Source organism: Pseudomonas knackmussii B13 (assembly GCF_000689415.1).
In the GTDB taxonomy this organism is placed as follows: Bacteria; Pseudomonadota; Gammaproteobacteria; order Pseudomonadales; family Pseudomonadaceae; genus Pseudomonas; species Pseudomonas knackmussii.
In genome coordinates this window covers 1,920,103-1,936,424 of sequence record NZ_HG322950.1, presented here as the reverse complement: position 1 = coordinate 1,936,424, position 16,322 = coordinate 1,920,103, and the positions used below count along the sequence as shown (strand labels likewise).

The following is a 16,322-nucleotide window of genomic DNA, read 5'->3' as shown; positions in this document are numbered from 1 at the left end:
TGCGCCGCCGACGTTGGCCGGCGCCCAGGTCAGACGCGGGCGGGATCGATCACCGCGAAGCTGGCCACGGTGTCATGGCCTTCCAGCTCGCCGCCCTCGCGTGCCAGGCCGATGGTCTGCAAGCCGGCCTGTTGCGCGGCGTCCAGCTCCTGGACCACATCGGAGAGGAACAGCACTTGCTCGGCCGGAACACCAATGGCCTGGACAATGCGCGCGTAGGAAGCCGCTTCGCGCTTGGGCCCGCTGGTGGTGTCGAAGTAGCCGGAGAACAGCGGCGTCAGGTCGCCCGCCTCGGAGCAGCCGAAGATCAGCTTCTGCGCCTGGATCGAGCCGGAGGAATAGACGTACAGCTCGTAGCCCTCTTCCTTCCAGCGACGCAGCGCGTCCACAGCGTCCAGATAGACATGCCCCTTGAGCTGGCCGGCGCGGTAGCCCTGCTCCCAGACCATGCCCTGCAGCGCCTTGAGCGGCGTGGCCTTGCGGTCCTCGGCGATCCATTGCAGGAGAATGGCGATGCAGCGCTCGACGTCGGCACCCGCCTCTGCACTTTCAGCGCGAACGGCGTCCAGCTGCGCGGCGACCGCCGCCTCGCCGGCATGCTCACGGACGAAGTCCGGCAGGTGCGCGGCGGCATAGGGGAAGAGCACGTCGAAGACGAAGCTCACCGCGCTGGTGGTGCCTTCGATGTCGGTGAGGATGGTTTTGATCGGCATGGGAGCTCCGGTACAGCGAATCCCTGTAGGAGCGGACCTTGTCCGCGATGGCCGGAGGTGCCGGCGCGGTTCGCGGATGAGATCCGCTCCTACAGGGCGAGAAAGGTTGCGGGTAATCAGTCTTCCAACTGCGGGAAGCGCTTGGCGATTTCGTCGCCGGTGAACTTCGCCACCCAACCCTCGGGGTTGTTGAACAGGCGGATGGCCACGAAGTGCGGGCGCTCGCCCATGTCGAACCAGTGACGGGTGCCCGCCGGCACCGAGATCAGGTCATTCTTCTCGCAGAGCACCGCGTAGACGTGATCCTCGATGTGCAGGGTGAACAGGCCGCGACCGGCGACGAAGAAGCGCACTTCGTCTTCGCCATGGCGGTGTTCGTCGAGGAACTTGGCGCGCAGCTCGTCCTTCTGCGGGTGGTCGGCGGTCAGGCTGACCACATCGACCGTGACGTAACCTTGCTCGTCCTTCAGGCGCTGGATCTGCGGCGCGTAGGCGGCGAGCACCTCGTCCTGGCTCGCGCCGGGCGCGATGGGCGCACTGGCCTGCCAGCGCTCGAAACGCACGCCGACCTCGGCCAGGGTGGCGGCGATGTCCTCGGCGTGGCAGAGCAGCTTCAGCGGCTGTTCGGGAGCGGATTCGTGGTAGACGGTCAGGCTGCTCATGGTCTCTTTCCTCGGGGTACTGCCGGATTTCAGCCGCGCAGGCTCAGCACTTTCAGCTCGCACTCGAAAAGGAACTCGAAAGCTTCCACCTGGCGCAGGGCGTCTTCCATGCGCGGCCCCCAAGTGTACAGGCCGTGCCCGCGGATCAGGTAGCCGGGGCAGTCCGGGTGGGCGTCCAGCCAGGGTTGCACCTTGCTGGCCAGGCGGGCGATGTCCTGGTCATTGTCGAAGATCGGCACCGTCACCCGGCCCTCGTGGGTGGTGACGCCGGCGAAGGCCTTCTGCAGCTCGTAGTCCTCAAGCTCAAGGCGATCACCGGGGGTCAGGCGCGAGAGCACGGTGGCATTCACCGAATGGGTGTGCAGCACCGCGCCGATCTCCGGGCGCCAGGCATACAGCTGGGTGTGCAGCAGGGTCTCAGCGGACGGTTTCTTGCCCGGCTCCAGGCTGTTGCCGGCCAGATCGGTTTCCAGCACGTCGTCGACGCCCAGTTGGCCCTTGTGCTTGCCCGAAACGGTGAGCAGCGCGCGGTCGGCGGCCAGGCGCGCGGAATAGTTGCTGCTGGTGGCCGGCGACCAGCCACGGCCATACAGGAAACGCCCGGCGTCGATGATCTGCCGGGTCAGGTGTTCACGAGTGACGCTCATGTCCGCTCCTCTTTCAAACGGGTAGCGATGATAGCGGCTGCGGCGAGGGCCGCGAGGCTGGCGATGGCGAAGGTCCAGGCCGGACCCAGGCTAGCCCAGCTGTAGCCGGAGTAAAGCGCGCCCAGGGCCCCGCCAGTGCCGGCCAAAGCGGCGTAAAGCGCCTGCCCTTGCCCCTGCTGGCGCGCCTGGAAGGTGCGCTGGACGAAATGAATGGCGGCGGCGTGGAAGCTGCCGAAAGTGGCCGCGTGCAGCAACTGGGCGAACAACAGCACACCCAGGTGCTGGGCGAGGTTACCGAGCAGCAGCCAGCGCAGCGCGGCGAGCAGGAAGCTGGCGGCCAGCACCTGGCGCAGGCTGAAGCGCGCCAGCAGGCGAGGCATGACCAGGAACAGCACCACCTCGGCGACCACGCCCAGGGCCCACAACCCGCCGATCAGCCCGCGGCTGTAGCCGAGCTTCTCCAGGTGGATGGTGATGAAGGTGTAGTAGGGCCCGTGGGACAGCTGCATCAGGCACACGCAGAGGTAGAAGGCAACCACGCCGGGCTGGCGCAGCTGGGCGAGGAAGCCGCCGGCCGTCGCATGCTCGTGGTGCCACGTCGGCTGCGCGTTGGGTACCCACCAGCTGGCACCGATGATGCCGAGCATGATGACCAGCAACGCCCAGGGATAGGCGTCCAGGCTGACCTTATCGAACAGCCAGCCCAGGCCGACCACAGTGCAGATGAAGCCGATCGAGCCCCACAGGCGGATACGGCTGTAGCTGGCGGTACGCTCACCCAGGTGCGCCAGGGTGATGACCTCGAACTGCGGCAGCACCGCATGCCAGAAGAAAGCGTGCCCAGCCATCACCAGCGCCAGCCAGGTGTAGCTGTGGCCGAGGAAGATGCCGGCGAAGCAGACCGCGGTGCACAGCGCACCGAAACGCACGATCTGCAGGCGCTTGCCGGAACGGTCGCCCAGCCAGCCCCAGAGGTTTGGCGCCACGCAGCGCATCAGCATGGGAATGGCCACCAGCTCGCCGATGCGCGCGCTGGAGAACCCCAGGTGCGAGAAATACAGGGCGAGGAAGGGCGCGGTTCCGCCAAGCAGGCAGAAATAGAAGAAGTAGAAGCTGGACAGGCGCCAGTAAGGCAAGGCTGCGGGCATCGGCTGCAATCGATACTGGCGCAGGGTGGGTTACGGCGCGCCTGACCCACCCTGCGGGCGAAGGCTTAAAGCTGCGGCAGCACCGGCGTATCGACGCGCACATCGGCGTTTTGCGCGCGCTGACGCAGCAGGTGATCCATCAGCACCAGCGCCATCATCGCCTCGGCGATGGGGGTGGCGCGGATGCCCACGCACGGGTCGTGGCGGCCCTTGGTGACCACGTCCACCGGGTTGCCGTTGACGTCGATGGAGCGGCCCGGGGTGGTGATGCTCGAAGTCGGCTTCAGCGCCAGGTTGGCGATGATCGGCTGGCCGCTGGAGATACCGCCGAGGATGCCGCCGGCGTTGTTCGACAGGAAGCCTTCCGGGGTCAGCTCGTCGCGGTGCTCGGTGCCACGCTGGGCGACGCTGGCGAAGCCGGCGCCGATCTCCACACCCTTGACCGCGTTGATGCTCATCAGTGCGTGGGCCAGCTCGGCATCCAGGCGGTCGAAGATCGGCTCGCCCAGGCCCGGCGGCACGCCGTCGGCGACCACGGTGATCTTCGCGCCGACCGAATCCTGGTCACGGCGCAGCTGGTCCATGTACGCCTCCAGCTCCGGCACCTTGTCCGGATCGGGGCTGAAGAAGGCGTTTTCTTCGACGCTGTCCCAGGTCTTGAAGGGAATCTCGATCGGGCCGAGCTGGCTCATGTAGCCACGCACGGTGATGCCCAGGGTCGCCAGGAACTTCTTGGCAATGGCGCCGGCGGCCACGCGCATGGCGGTTTCGCGAGCCGAGCTGCGGCCGCCGCCACGGTAGTCGCGCACACCGTACTTGTGGTGGTAGGTGTAATCAGCGTGGGCCGGGCGGAACAGGTCCTTGATCGCCGAGTAGTCCTTGGACTTCTGGTCGGTGTTGCGGATCAGCAGGCCGATCGGGGTGCCGGTGGTCTTGCCCTCGAACACGCCGGAGAGGATTTCCACCTCGTCGGCTTCCTGGCGCTGGGTGGTGTGCCGGCTGGTGCCGGGCTTGCGCCGGTCGAGGTCGCGCTGCAGGTCCTCGGTGGAGAGCTCCAGCCCCGGCGGGCAGCCGTCGACGATGGCGACCAGCGCCGGGCCGTGGCTTTCGCCAGCGGTGGTGACGGTGAACAGCTTGCCGTAGGTGTTGCCGGACATGCGAGGCTCCGCGGAAGACTTGGGTGATCGAAAAGGCCGAGCAGTATACCCGCCCCGCCGCGGCCTGCGAACCTTCCGAGGTTTCCGCCGTCAAAGCGCTATCATGCCGTCCATGAAGCTTTCCATGCTGCGTCTCACCGCCCTGCTCTGCTGCCTGTTCGCCTGCGTCGTCCAGGCCGCGCCCAATCCCGTCCTGCAACGCCCCTACGATCTCGACACCGGCCACGGCGTGCTGCGCGGCACCCTGCTGCTGCCGCAAGAAGCCACTCCGCCGCCCGTGGCGCTGCTGGTTGCAGGCTCCGGCCCCACCGACCGCGATGGCAACAACCCCGAGGGCGGGCGCAACGCCTATTTGCAGCGCCTGGCGGAAGCCCTGGCGGCCCAGGGCATCGCCAGCGTGCGCTACGACAAGCGCGGCATTGCGCAGAGCCGGCCGGCTGCCCCCCACGAGGAGCAGTTGAGCGTGGAAGGCTACGCCAACGACGTGGCGGCCTGGAGCAAGCAACTGGCCAGCGATCCGCGCTTCGGCCCGCAGGTGCTGGTCGGCCACAGCGAAGGCGCGCTGATCGCGAGCCTGGCCGCGCCGCACACCAAGGCTTCGGCACTGGTGCTGATCGCCGGCAGCGGCCGGCCCATCGACCAGGTCCTGCGCGACCAGCTCTCCGTACGCCTGCCACCGCCCTTGCTGGCCCAGGCCGACAGCCTGCTCGACCAGTTGCGTGCCGGCCATCAGCAACCGCTGGTGCCCAAGTTCTTGCAGGCACTGTTCCGCCCAAGCGTGCAGCCCTACCTGATCTCGCTGTTCCGCTACGACCCGGCCCAGGCCCTGGCCCAGGTGCGCCAGCCGACCCTGATCCTGCAGGGCACCCACGACATCCAGGTCGAGGTCGCCGATGCACAGCGGCTACAGTGGGCCAAACCCGACGCCGAGTTACGGTTGATCGGCGGGATGAACCACGTGTTGCGCATAGTCGCCGCCGATCCCGCGCAGCAACTAGCGTCCTACAACAACCCGCAACTGCCGCTGGCTAGGGAACTGGTCGAAAGCCTGGCCGGGTTCATTCGTCGGACAACGTCGCAAAACGGGCAGAATCCGGGCACCAGCTGACACGGGTGTCTCAAGAAATCCTCCCGGGCGTCGATAATCGCTAGGCCACTGTATGAAAGCCGTTACCAACGGCATTTCCCGCAGTTGCCGAACACTCCCTGGCCAGCGGCCAGGCCCGAGGACGACCGATGACCGACGCCGCACCGCAAACCGAAACCGCTCCCGCCGAGGAACCCCGGAAAGCGCATCCGTGGGCCGAGCTCGCGCCTGAGCAGTACCGCCTGCTGCGACTGGCGCCGCTGCCCACCGACCGCGCGACCGGTGCGCGGCCGCTGCGCTTCGTCCAGCTCGGCCGCGTCGAACGCCACAGTCCAGAGCAGAGCTTGCTGCGCCTGAGCATCCAGCTGCCCGGCCAAGCCCTGCGCAAGGAACAGAATCTGTTCGAGGTCTGGGCCGACCATCGCAACAAGGAAGTGCGCTTCGGCGCCGACAGCGGCTTCTCCATCGAACCGATCAACCGTGGACTGGGGCGCTTCCTGCTGGCCCAGGGCATCGCCTGGGCCAGCAGAAATGGGCGCACTACAAGGTCGAAGGCGGCAGCCTGACGGCCAAGGACGCGCCGAACGAGGACAATCGCCTACGCCGCGACCACTTCCTGCGGGCCCAGGGATTCGACGTCGATTACGAGGATTCGCGCCTGCTCAAGGCGACCTATTCGGTCGGGCGGGTCAGCGAGCTGTACGACGACTGGCACAAGGAAAAAGTGCAGATCCTGCCGCTGCTCGATGCGGCGACCATGCTCGAGCAGGCCGACCAGAACCTCGCCACCCAGGAAATCGAGATCCGCCGCCTGGAGCAGCGCATCGACACCTTCCGCCGCGACGACACCAGCCTGCGCTTCGTCATCGCCTGCCTGACCGTGTTCGCGGTGTTCCAGGCCGGGCTGCTGATCTGGATGGCGACGCACTGACGTTCTATTCGCAGGAGCTCGCTCCTACGACGTCACTTCACCCGTGACTGGAACAGCGCCTGGTGCTCGCGGCATTGCGCGGCGGAGAGCAGGAAGACGCCGTGGCCGCCGTACTCGAAGTCGAGCCAGGTGAAGTCCACTTCCGGATACAGCGCCTCGACGTGCACCTGGCTGTTGCCCACCTCGACGATCAGGCTGCCCTTCTCGGTCAGGTGGTCGGCCGCCTCGGCGAGCATGCGCCGCACCAGGTCCAGGCCGTCGTCGCCGCAGGCCAGGCCGAGCTCCGGCTCGTGCTGGTACTCCTCGGGCATGTCGGAGAAGTCTTCGGCGTCGACATAGGGCGGGTTGGAGACGATCAGGTCGAAACGCTGACCGGGCAGGCCATCGAAGCCGTCGCCCTGGACGCCATAGACGCGCTCGCCGAGTTCATGGCGCTCGATGTTGATATTGGCCACTTCCAGGGCATCGAACGACAGGTCGGCCAGCACCACCTCGGCCTCTGGGAAGGCGTAGGCGCAGGCGATGCCGATGCAGCCCGAACCGGTGCAGAGGTCGAGGATCCGCGCCGGGTCGGCCGCCAGCCAGGGTTCGAACTTGCGCTGGATGAGCTCGGCGATGGGCGAGCGCGGGATCAGCACGCGCTCGTCGACCACGAACGGCAGGTCGCAGAACCAGGCTTCGCCGAGCAGGTAGGCGGTGGGCACGCGCTCCTCGATGCGCCGGCGCAGCAGCTCGCGCAGATGGAAGCGCTCGTCGTCCTCCAGGCGGCAGTCGAGGTAGGAGTCGGCGATTTCCCAGGGCAGGTGCAGGGCGCCGAGCACCAGTTGGCGCGCGTCGTCCCAGGCGTTGTCGGTGCCGTGGCCGAAGTACAGGCCCTCGGCATGGAAACGGCTGACCGCCCAGCGGATGTGGTCACGCAGGGTCAGCAATCGGGATTCGGTCACGGCGCGCTCCTCGCGGCTGGAAAGGCAAAAAGGGCCGGCATTCTAGCCGAAGGCGACGGACAACGGGACGGGGTTCGGCGACCGCGCCAAATACCACTTTGCGCGGGATTAGCAAAGATTCACAGAGCCCGCGGAACAGACCACAATGATGGCATACGCATTATCAGGAGTTCGTCATGTCCCAACCGCTCAGCATGCTGAAGATCAGCGGACGCGGCTATCCGCCCGCCAACCTCCGCCAGAGCACGCTGCTGATCATCGACGCCCAGGAAGAGTACCGCAGCGGCGTTCTGGCCCTGCCCGACCTCGATGCCGCGGTGGCCGAGATCCGCATGTTGCTGGAAGCCGCTCGCGCCCAAGGCACGCCGATCGTCCATGTGCGCCACCTCGGCGTGCGCGGTGGCGTACTCGACCCGCAAGGCCCGCGCGGCCAGTGGCTGCCTGAACTGGCGCCGCTGCCGGGCGAGGTGGTGGTGGAGAAGCGCATGCCCAACGCATTCTTCGGCACCGAGCTGCACGACCGCCTGCAGGCCAACGGCCGGCTGGACATCCTCGTCTGCGGTTTCATGACCCACTCCAGCATCAGCACCACGGTGCGTGCGGCCAAGGACTATGGCTACCGCTGCACGCTGGTCGACGCCGCCTGCGCCACGCGCGACATCCCCACCCCGGATGGCGGCGTGCTCTCCGCGCGAGCGCTGCACCATGCAGAAATGGCTGCCCTGGGCGACAACTTCGCCGCTGTGGTGGCCCAGGCTCAGGCCCTGATCTGAGCACCGTCCGTCCCGCCGCGGAGGCACGCCGCGGCGCCTATGCTTAGGTTGTATGCACGCATGCATATGTGCATACGCCGGACGGACGGCCCCAGCATCCCAGCCTGGGGTGGAACCCCTTCCCGCCGATACCGGTCATAGCCTCGTTCAGCCGATGAGGAGCCGGGATGAAGAAGTCCGACAGTTTTGATCCACGCCGCCTGCGCCCGAAGCGACCGGGGCGCTGGCGCTGGCGCTTCGTCGCGGCGATCGCCGCACTGATCGCCACCTGCGGGATCCTCGGCACCCTGGCCGGCGGCGCCGCGCTGCTGCGCCGGCAACCGGCCACCGAACTGCTGCACATCGAGCCCATGGCCGGCGGCATCCTCCTGGCGATCGGCCTCTTCGCCCTCTGGCTGGGCGTCCGGCTATGGCGTGTGGCGCGTGCGCGAGCCAGGCGCAGCGACGGCCTGAGCCTTTCGCCGCGCCTGATGAAGAAGCGCGACTGAAGGCGATTTCCGCAAGCCGGGCGTGATCCGTTACACTTGCCGGCTCTTCGCGGAGGCTCCATGCAAGACGACGATTTTTCCCTGTTCACCCAAGAGATGCGCGGCGTGAAACGCATCTCGGTGGACCAGGCCGACACCGGCAAACCCAAGGCCGATCGCCAGCAGATGAACCTGCGCCGGCAGAACGCCAGCGTGAAGGTGGAAAGCATCCGCGTCGACGGCCTGTCCGACCAGTTCGTCATCGACGTCGGCGCCGAGGACGAGCTGTCCTGGGCCCGCGACGGCGTGCAGGAAGGCCAGCTGCGCAAGCTCAAGGCCGGCCAGATCAGCTTCGAGGGCAGCCTCGACCTGCATGGCATGAACATCGAGAAGGCCCGCGAGCTGCTCTGGGACTTCCTGGCAGAAGCCACCCGCCTGGAGGTTCGCTGCGTACGCGTGACCCACGGCAAGGCAGCCCGGACCGACGGTCGCAAGCCGCTGCTCAAGAGCCACGTCAACACCTGGCTGCGCCAGCATCCGCAAGTGCTCGGCTTCACGTCCTGCCTGCCGCGCCATGGCGGCACCGGCTCGCTCTACGTGATGCTGCGCCGCACCATGCTCGAAGGCCGCGACGACGACTAATCCGACGCTCCCGCTGGCGCACCGCGCCCTTGCCAGCACGACGAGCACCCCCTACCCTGCGCCTCTGCGCTTTATCGAGTCCCCACAGGTAGATCATGTCCCTGGAACAACACTACTCGCAGATCCTCACCCAGCTCGGCGAGGACGTCACCCGCGAAGGTCTGGTCGACACGCCCAAGCGTGCCGCGAAGGCCATGCAGTACCTCTGCCGTGGCTATCAGCAGACGCTGGAAGAGATCGTCAACGGCGCGCTGTTCAGCTCCGATAACAGCGAAATGGTGCTGGTCAAGGACATCGAGCTGTACTCGCTGTGCGAACACCACCTGCTGCCGTTCATCGGCAAGGCCCACGTGGCCTACATCCCCAACGGCAAGGTGCTGGGCCTGTCCAAGGTCGCCCGCATCGTCGACATGTATGCCCGCCGCCTGCAGATCCAGGAAAACATGTCCCGGCAGATCGCCGAGGCCGTGCAGCAAGTTACCGGTGCCCTGGGCGTGGCGGTGGTCATCGAAGCCAAGCACATGTGCATGATGATGCGCGGCGTCGAGAAGCAGAATTCCTCGATGGTCACCTCGGTGATGCTCGGCGAGTTCCGCGAGAACGCTGCTACCCGCAGCGAATTCCTCAGCCTGATTCGCTGAGCCCGCTCGCGGCAATGAAAAAACCGGCCTCGAAGGCCGGTTTTTTTGTGCCTGCAGGAGTTAGCTGCCCGCCGTGTAGTACCCCACCGCTACCAGGTACTTGCCGGACTTCTTGATCAGCGCGTGCTTGTTTTCCACCTTGTTGGTCACCGGGTTGCGCCACTGGTAGTCGAATTGCCCTTCGCCCTTGCTGCGCGCCAGCGCCAGCATGGCCTGGCCGACGGCATTGCCCGCCGAGTCCTTGAGGCCGGAGAAATCGGTGCCGATCATCCGCGAGTTGTAGCCATGGGCGACGAAACGCTTGGTGTCCATGTCGACCACGAAGGCATAGAGATCGTCTTCGATAAAGGCCGGATCAAGGGCATTGATGCGCTTGAAAGTGGCGTCAGGGGCGCTGGAAACGGATTGCACCGTCTTGTCCAGCATGGCCTGTGCGCGGCTGGCGTCGGCCCGTGGAATGTAATAACCGACGGCAAGGAAGCGGTCGCCGACGCGCTGGTAATAGGCATGCTTGCGCTCGACACGGCCGTCGGAAACGTTCTTCCAGCGGTATTCGACCTCCGCGACCTTGCCGGTCTCCGGTGCCTGTAGCGCCTTGACGAACCTGTCGCGCACCGCGCCGTCGAGCAGGGTCGAGACGTCACGGCCGATCAGCACCACCGAGGGTCCGCCGCTGGCCAGCATCACGCCGTGTTCGTCGAGCACGTAGACGTACAGCTCGTTGTCGACGAATTCGCCCTGGCGACTGAAGGCGGCGAACGCCTTGTCGCCCTGCTCGCGGTAATAGGCCACCGCCTTTTCCAGCAGCTGCCGAGCCCGCTGTGCCTGGGCGGCATCGCCGGGGGCTTGGGTCGCGGCCGAGGCGGCGAAGGGGAGCAGAGTAGCGGCGAGCAACAACAGCGCACTGACCAGACGTTTCATGCACGACCTCCTGGGTGACCTTTTATTGTTCTGGTCAGAGCATAGATGGCCGCCATGGATTCGCCCGGCGCGGTCAGCCGAAGAAGCGCTGCATGGAGCGCGACAGCCAACCGCCGCGCGCCTGGTCGCGGGTCAGCGTCTGCAGGTTCGCGCGAACCGAGTCGGCGTAGTTGGCGTCGTCGTTGCGAATATGGTTGAACAGCCAGCGTCCCAGCAGCTGCTTGAGCTCGTCGGCAATGTCCTCGCCGGCGGCGAAGCGCAGGCGGTATTCGGAAACGCGCTTGATGAAGAGTTCGTGGACCTTCTTGTGAGCCCGGGTGAATTCGTAGCCGGCGTCCTCCAGCAGCGTTTCCTCGAAGGCGAAGTGCGACAGCGTGTAGTCCACCAGTTCCTCAATGACCTGCCCCACCTTGCCGTCGAGGCGTTGCACCTGGGCGTCGTGCAGCTGGTTGATCATTTCGACGATGCGCTTGTGCTGGTTATCGATCACCTGGATACCGGTGTTCAGATCATCCTGCCAGGCCAGATAGGCCATCCTTACCTCCCACTGCTACAGCTCGATAGACGGGCGGCAGGGTAAGAAATGGCCAGGATCGCAGCCATGATGCCGGTCAATGCATTGTAGGAAACGTCCTACATAGAGCGGTCGGACAGCAAAAGGCCCGCACAATGGCGGGCCTTTTCCTGGGAGCTGCAGCGCTTCAGTCGAGCATGCCGACGTGCCGCGGATGCGCCGCGACCCGCTGTATCCAGGCGTTGATCGCCGGGTAGCCTGAGAGATCGAACCCGCCCTGCTCCGCCACGTGGGTGTAGGCGTAGAGGGTGATGTCGGCGATGGAGTAGTTGTCGCCAACCAGGTACGGCGTGCGCGCCAGCTGCTGTTCCATCACGTCCAGTGCCTTGTAGCCACCCTTCAGGCAGCTCGCGTGCTCGGCACGGCGCTCTTCGGGCATGTCCAGGTAGAACTGGATGAACCGCGCCACCGCCACGTAGGGCTCATGGCTGTACTGCTCGAAGAACTGCCACTGCAGCACCTGGGTGCGCAGGCGCGGCTCGCTCGGCAGCAGGTCGCTGCCGTCAGCAAGGAAGTTGAGGATGGCGTTGGACTCCCACAGGCAGGTGCCGTCTTCCAGTTGCAGCACCGGCACCTTGCCGTTGGGGTTCATGGCCAGGAACTCGGCGGTCTGGGTCTCGCCTTTCAGGATGTCGATGTCTTGCCACTGGTACGGCAGGCCGAGCAGGTGCAGGACCAGCTTGACCTTGTAGCAGTTGCCCGAAAGCTTGTCGCCGTAGACCTTGTACATCCTGCCTCCTCGGGCCTACGCGGCCGCTTGAGCTTCGCGGATCACCGCCGCCAGACGACGCAGGCCTTCGCCCAGGCGCTCGGGCGCCACGTGGCTGAAGTTCAGGCGCAGGTGGCCGGGGTTGGCATCCGGGTCGGTGAAGAAGGGTTCGCCGGGCATGAAGGCGACGTTTTCCTTGAGCGCCTTGTCCAGCAGGCTGCGGGTGTCGATCTTGTTCTTCAGGGTCAGCCAGAAGAACAGGCCGCCCTGCGGAATGTTCCAATCGGCGAGGTCGCCGAAGTGCTCCTCCAGCTGGGCCTGCATGGCGTCGCGGCGGATGCGGTAGAAGTCGCGCAGCTCGGCCAGGTGGCCGCTGTAGGCCTCGGTGCCGAACCATTGCAGCGCTTGCCACTGGCCGATGCGGTTGGTGTGCAGGTCAGCCGACTGTTTCAGGCGCAGCAGGTGCGGGAACAGGTCCGGAGTGGCGATCAGGAAGCCCACGCGCAGGCCCGGCAGCAGGGTCTTGGAGACGGTGCCGGTGTAGATCCAGCTGGATTTCTTCAGGCGGCTGACCAGCGGGGTCGCGGCGCCGGCGTCGAACACCAGCTCGCGGTAGGGTTCGTCTTCGATCAGGGTCACGCCGAACTCGTCGAGAGCCGCGGCGACTTCGTCACGGCGCGCTTCGGTGTAGCGCACGCCGGACGGATTCTGGAAGGTCGGGATCAAGTAAGCGAAGGCCGGCTTGCTGGTTTCCAGGCGCTGGCGCAGGGCCGCGACGTCCGGACCTTCGGCGCCCAGCGGCACGGTCAGGCAGTTGGCGCCGAACAGCTGGAAAGCCTGCAGGGCGGCCAGGTAGGTCGGCGCCTCGAGCAGCACTTCGGTGCCCGGATCGATGAACAGCTTACTGGCGAGATCGAGGGTCTGTTGCGAACCGCTGACGATCAGCACCTGGCTGGCGTCGCAGGGCACGCCGAGCTTGCGCGCTTCGGCGGCGATGGCCTCGCGCAGGGCCGGCTCGCCCTCGCTCATGCCGTACTGGCCCATGCTCGCCGGCATCTCGGCCCAGTCGACCTTGGGCAGCATCGGCTCCGCGGGCAGGCCGCCGGCGAAGGACATCACTTCCGGACGCTGCGCCGCGGCAAGGATTTCACGAATCAGGGAGCTTTTCAGGCGGGCAATGCGTTCGGAGAAGGCCATGGGGTCACCGGTAGCGGAGGCAGGAACAAATGAGTCAAACTGGTTGACCGAAGCTACGACGCCCGCACGGATACGTCAATATGCATGACCTTCTGCCGTCCGACACCTGGTCGGAAGCCATGGAAGCCTTCTACTTCAGCTACCGGGCCTTCACCGCGAAGCCGGACGAGATCCTCGCCCGCCGCGGCCTCGGTCGCGTGCATCACCGCATCCTGTTCTTCATCGCGCGCCAGCCGGGGCTGAGCGTCAAGGAGCTGCTGGCCACCCTCGGCGTGAGCAAGCAGGCGTTGAACCTGCCCCTGCGCCAGTTGCAGGAAATGCAGCTGATCCGCAGCGACGCCTCGGAGAGCGACAAGCGCAAGCGCCTGCTCAGCCTCACCGAAGAGGGTGCAGCTCTTGAGAAGGCCCTGCGCAGTGAACAGGCGCACCTGCTGCAACGCGCCTTCGCCGAGGCCGGCGAGCAGGCGGTGCATGGCTGGCTGGCGGTCAACCAGGCCCTGGCGCAGCCGCTTCAGGAAGCCTGAGCCGCGCCCGTCGCCAGTTCGCGCGCGCCGCGCAGGAACATCAGCGCCAGCGGCAGCAGCGCAACGGCCGAAAGCAGCGTGCCGGGGATGAACAGCAGGATGCTGGCCATACACACACCAGACAGCACATCCAGCCAGCCCAGTACCTTCACCGAAGGGTACGGCAGACGGATCTTCAAGACCCGCACGCCATACCAGAGTCCGACCAGGCCGCTGGGCAGAAACATCGCCATGAACCCCGCCAGCTCCGCATTCGGCGTACCGTCGAGCTGCGTGTCGAAGAGCACCGCGTAAGCCTGGATGACCAGCGCCAGCCCTATCGACAGCCACAGCGGCCAGGCCATGCCGCGGGCGCCGAAGCGGTCGACGAGGAACTGCGTGGCACGCCAGCTGAGAAAGCAGCCAAGCAAGGTGCAGAGCACGCCCAGCCAGAGGCTGTAGCGATCCAGCGGATCGCCCTGCTGCATTCCACCGAGGAAAGACAGGGCGAAGAGCACGCCCTGAGCGAGCAGCAACGCCAGGCTCAGCCAGGCCAGCAGGCGCAGGTTGCCGGGGCTCCAGCGGCCGCCGGAAAAGGCGTTCGGCGTGCGCGCCTCGATCAGCTCGACCTTGGGCGCAGCGTAAGGATTTTCGTCCATGCGCGGACTCCGGAAGAACGATCCCCCACCTTATGCCAGTCGACCGCCCACTGGCCACTGTACGGCCCGATCCGCCGCTGGCTGTTACGCGACAGTGTCCGGGGCTGGCAGTAGGCTGCGGAAAAACCACAAGACACTCGCCGCCATGCCTGCCGATCTGCTCGTCGCTTTCCTCGGCTTCGCCTTCGTCACCTCGATCACGCCCGGACCGAACAACATGATGCTGCTCGCCTCCGGGGTGAACTTCGGCGTACGCCGCACCCTGCCGCACATGCTTGGCATCAGCCTCGGCTTCCTGGTGCTGGTGGTCGCCGTCGGCCTGGGCCTGGACCAACTGTTCCGCGCCCTGCCCGTCACCTACCAGATTCTGCGCTACCTCGGCGGAGCCTATCTGCTCTACCTGGCCTGGTGCATCGCCCGCGCCGGCGCGCCAAAGACCGAGGGCCAGCGCGGCAAGCCGTTCAGCTTCCTGCAGGCGGCGGCCTTCCAGTGGGTCAACCCCAAGGCCTGGATCATGGCCATCGGCGCCATCACCACCTACACCCCGGAGCAGAATTTCATCGGCAACGTGCTGCTGATCGCCGTACTCTTCGCCGTGGTCAACCTGCCCAGCGTCGGCGCCTGGGCGGTGCTCGGCAGCCTGCTGCGGCAGTGGCTCGAGCAACCGGCCCGGCGCCGCCTGTTCAATCTCGGCATGGCCCTGCTGCTGGTGGCCTCCCTTTATCCCCTGCTCCTGGAAAGCGCTCACGCATGACCGACTCGACCAGCGCACGCCCGCGCCCCCTCGCCGACTCCTCCCCGGCCGCGATAGTCGCCGGCTTCGTCGCCATGCTCACCGGCTACACGAGTTCGCTGGTGCTGATGTTCCAGGCCGGCCAGGCCGCCGGGCTGACCAGCGCGCAGATTTCCTCGTGGATCTGGGCGCTGTCCATCGGCATGGCCCTGACCACCATCGGCCTGACCCTGCGCTACCGCACGCCCATCGTCATCGCCTGGTCGACGCCGGGCGCCGCACTGCTGATCAGCAGCCTGCCAGGCGTGCCATATTCGGAGGCGATAGGCGCGTACATCGTCTGTGCCGGCCTCATCACCTTCTGCGGCGTCACCGGCAGCTTCGACCGCCTGATGCGCCAGGTGCCCGGCTCGCTGGCGGCCGCGCTGCTGGCCGGCGTACTGTTCCGCATCTGCATCGAGATCCGCCGCGCCGCCGAGCAGCAGACGTTGCTGGTGGTGGCGATGTTCCTCAGCTACCTGCTAGCCAAGCGCCTGTCACCACGCTATGCGGTGTTCGTCGCACTGCTGGTCGGCGTAGCTCTGGCGGGCTTCCTTGGCCTGCTGAACTTCAGCCATTTCCAGCTGGAAGTGGCCAGGCCGGTGTGGACCAGCCCAAGCTTCTCCCTGGCTGCCACCATCAGCATCGGCATTCCGCTGTTCATCGTGGCCATGGCCTCGCAGAACATGCCGGGTCTGGCCGTGTTGCGCACCGACGGCTACCAGGTGCCGGCCTCGCCGCTGATCTCGACCACCGGCATCGCCTCGCTGCTGCTGGCGCCCTTCGGCTCCCACGGGATCAACCTGGCGGCGATCAGCGCGGCCATCTGCACCGGCCCGGAAGCCCACGAGAATCCGCACAAGCGCTACACCGCAGCGCTCTGGTGCGGGCTGTTCTACGGCATCGCCGGGATCTTCGGCGCCACCCTGGCGGCGCTGTTCGCGGCGCTGCCCAAGGCCCTGGTGCTGTCCATCGCCGCCCTCGCCCTGCTCGGCTCGATCACCAACGGCCTGAGCAACGCCATGGCCGACGCCCGCCAGCGCGAGGCGGCCATGGTCACCTTCCTGGTCACCGCCTCGGGGCTGACCCTGTTCTCCGTCGGCTCGGCCTTCTGGGGCCTGGTAGCGGGGCTGGCGACCCAGCTGATCCTCAACTGGCGGCGCGCCGCCTGAGCC

The 16,322-nt window shown here is 66.5% G+C and carries 19 protein-coding genes and 1 pseudogene; 9 read left to right on the top strand and 11 right to left on the bottom strand.

Going from position 1 to position 16,322, the window contains the following annotated elements:
* Nucleotides 1-29 precede the first annotated feature (29 nt).
* From mtnC to aroC, 5 genes are all read right to left on the bottom strand, one after another.
* Nucleotides 30-713 (bottom strand): acireductone synthase, encoded by a 684-nt coding sequence (gene mtnC, locus PKB_RS09310; RefSeq protein WP_043251048.1) that lies wholly within the window; start codon nt 711-713, stop codon nt 30-32.
* Nucleotides 714-829: 116 nt separating this feature from the next.
* Nucleotides 830-1,375, bottom strand: a complete 546-nt coding sequence (locus PKB_RS09305) for a 1,2-dihydroxy-3-keto-5-methylthiopentene dioxygenase (RefSeq protein WP_043251045.1) — start codon at nt 1,373-1,375, stop codon at nt 830-832.
* Between the two features lie 29 nt (nt 1,376-1,404).
* On the bottom strand, nt 1,405-2,022 hold the full coding sequence (locus tag PKB_RS09300) for a methylthioribulose 1-phosphate dehydratase (RefSeq protein WP_043251043.1): 618 nt from the start codon (nt 2,020-2,022) through the stop codon (nt 1,405-1,407).
* Nucleotides 2,019-3,170, bottom strand: coding sequence for an MFS transporter (locus tag PKB_RS09295; RefSeq protein ID WP_043251041.1), 1,152 nt, complete (start codon nt 3,168-3,170; stop codon nt 2,019-2,021). The genes PKB_RS09300 and PKB_RS09295 overlap by 4 nt, the downstream gene beginning before the upstream one ends.
* A 65-nt stretch (nt 3,171-3,235) precedes the next feature.
* Nucleotides 3,236-4,327, bottom strand: coding sequence for a chorismate synthase (gene aroC, locus PKB_RS09290; RefSeq protein WP_043251039.1), 1,092 nt, complete (start codon nt 4,325-4,327; stop codon nt 3,236-3,238).
* Between the two features lie 124 nt (nt 4,328-4,451).
* Here aroC and PKB_RS09285 point away from each other — a divergent pair, with 124 nt between their 5' ends.
* Together PKB_RS09285 and PKB_RS09280 are read left to right on the top strand one after the other, a co-directional pair.
* Nucleotides 4,452-5,435, top strand: coding sequence for an alpha/beta hydrolase (locus PKB_RS09285; protein ID WP_422613527.1), 984 nt, complete (start codon nt 4,452-4,454; stop codon nt 5,433-5,435).
* 128 nt (nt 5,436-5,563) lie between these two features.
* Nucleotides 5,564-6,345 (top strand): annotated as a pseudogene (locus tag PKB_RS09280) (hypothetical protein).
* Between the two features lie 32 nt (nt 6,346-6,377).
* On the opposite strand, the gene prmB reads toward PKB_RS09280, so the two are convergent.
* Nucleotides 6,378-7,289: a 50S ribosomal protein L3 N(5)-glutamine methyltransferase gene (gene prmB, locus PKB_RS09275; RefSeq protein WP_043251037.1), complete on the bottom strand. Its 912-nt coding sequence runs from the start codon at nt 7,287-7,289 to the stop codon at nt 6,378-6,380.
* Nucleotides 7,290-7,465: 176 nt separating this feature from the next.
* On the opposite strand from prmB, the gene PKB_RS09270 reads away from it, so the two are divergent.
* The 4 genes from PKB_RS09270 to folE all read left to right on the top strand — a co-directional run bounded on the left by PKB_RS09270 (nt 7,466) and on the right by folE (nt 9,812).
* Entirely contained in the window at nt 7,466-8,062 is a 597-nt protein-coding gene (locus tag PKB_RS09270) for a cysteine hydrolase family protein (RefSeq protein WP_043251035.1), read from the top strand.
* Between the two features lie 167 nt (nt 8,063-8,229).
* Nucleotides 8,230-8,550: a hypothetical protein gene (locus tag PKB_RS09265; RefSeq protein WP_043251033.1), complete on the top strand. Its 321-nt coding sequence runs from the start codon at nt 8,230-8,232 to the stop codon at nt 8,548-8,550.
* Between the two features lie 60 nt (nt 8,551-8,610).
* Nucleotides 8,611-9,171 carry a Smr/MutS family protein gene (locus tag PKB_RS09260; protein WP_043251031.1) on the top strand — a complete coding sequence of 187 codons (561 nt, stop codon included), beginning with the start codon at nt 8,611-8,613 and terminating at the stop codon, nt 9,169-9,171.
* Nucleotides 9,172-9,266: 95 nt separating this feature from the next.
* Nucleotides 9,267-9,812: a GTP cyclohydrolase I FolE gene (gene folE / locus PKB_RS09255; RefSeq protein ID WP_043251028.1), complete on the top strand. Its 546-nt coding sequence runs from the start codon at nt 9,267-9,269 to the stop codon at nt 9,810-9,812.
* A gap of 60 nt (nt 9,813-9,872) precedes the next feature.
* Here the strand turns inward: folE and PKB_RS09250 are convergent, their stop codons facing one another.
* From PKB_RS09250 to PKB_RS09235, 4 genes are all read right to left on the bottom strand, one after another.
* Nucleotides 9,873-10,733, bottom strand: coding sequence for a cache domain-containing protein (locus PKB_RS09250; RefSeq protein ID WP_043251027.1), 861 nt, complete (start codon nt 10,731-10,733; stop codon nt 9,873-9,875).
* A gap of 73 nt (nt 10,734-10,806) precedes the next feature.
* A complete protein-coding gene (locus PKB_RS09245) occupies nt 10,807-11,268 on the bottom strand; it encodes a bacteriohemerythrin (RefSeq protein WP_043251024.1) in 462 nt (153 codons plus the stop codon).
* Nucleotides 11,269-11,434: 166 nt separating this feature from the next.
* Nucleotides 11,435-12,037 (bottom strand): glutathione S-transferase family protein, encoded by a 603-nt coding sequence (locus PKB_RS09240; RefSeq protein WP_043251022.1) that lies wholly within the window; start codon nt 12,035-12,037, stop codon nt 11,435-11,437.
* A gap of 15 nt (nt 12,038-12,052) precedes the next feature.
* On the bottom strand, nt 12,053-13,213 hold the full coding sequence (locus PKB_RS09235; protein WP_043251020.1) for an aminotransferase-like domain-containing protein: 1,161 nt from the start codon (nt 13,211-13,213) through the stop codon (nt 12,053-12,055).
* An 80-nt stretch (nt 13,214-13,293) separates the two neighbouring features.
* On the opposite strand from PKB_RS09235, the gene PKB_RS09230 reads away from it, so the two are divergent.
* Entirely contained in the window at nt 13,294-13,737 is a 444-nt protein-coding gene (locus tag PKB_RS09230) for a MarR family transcriptional regulator (RefSeq protein WP_043251018.1), read from the top strand.
* On the opposite strand, the gene PKB_RS09225 is transcribed toward PKB_RS09230, so the two are convergent.
* Nucleotides 13,725-14,375, bottom strand: a complete 651-nt coding sequence (locus PKB_RS09225) for a hypothetical protein (RefSeq protein ID WP_043251016.1) — start codon at nt 14,373-14,375, stop codon at nt 13,725-13,727. The genes PKB_RS09230 and PKB_RS09225 overlap by 13 nt on opposite strands.
* 145 nt (nt 14,376-14,520) lie before the next feature.
* Here PKB_RS09225 and PKB_RS09220 point away from each other — a divergent pair, with 145 nt between their 5' ends.
* Entirely contained in the window at nt 14,521-15,129 is a 609-nt protein-coding gene (locus tag PKB_RS09220; protein ID WP_043251014.1) for a LysE family translocator, read from the top strand.
* Entirely contained in the window at nt 15,126-16,319 is a 1,194-nt protein-coding gene (locus PKB_RS09215; protein ID WP_043251012.1) for a benzoate/H(+) symporter BenE family transporter, read from the top strand. Before PKB_RS09220 ends, PKB_RS09215 begins: the two co-directional genes overlap by 4 nt.
* The last annotated feature ends 3 nt before the right edge of the window (nt 16,320-16,322 follow it).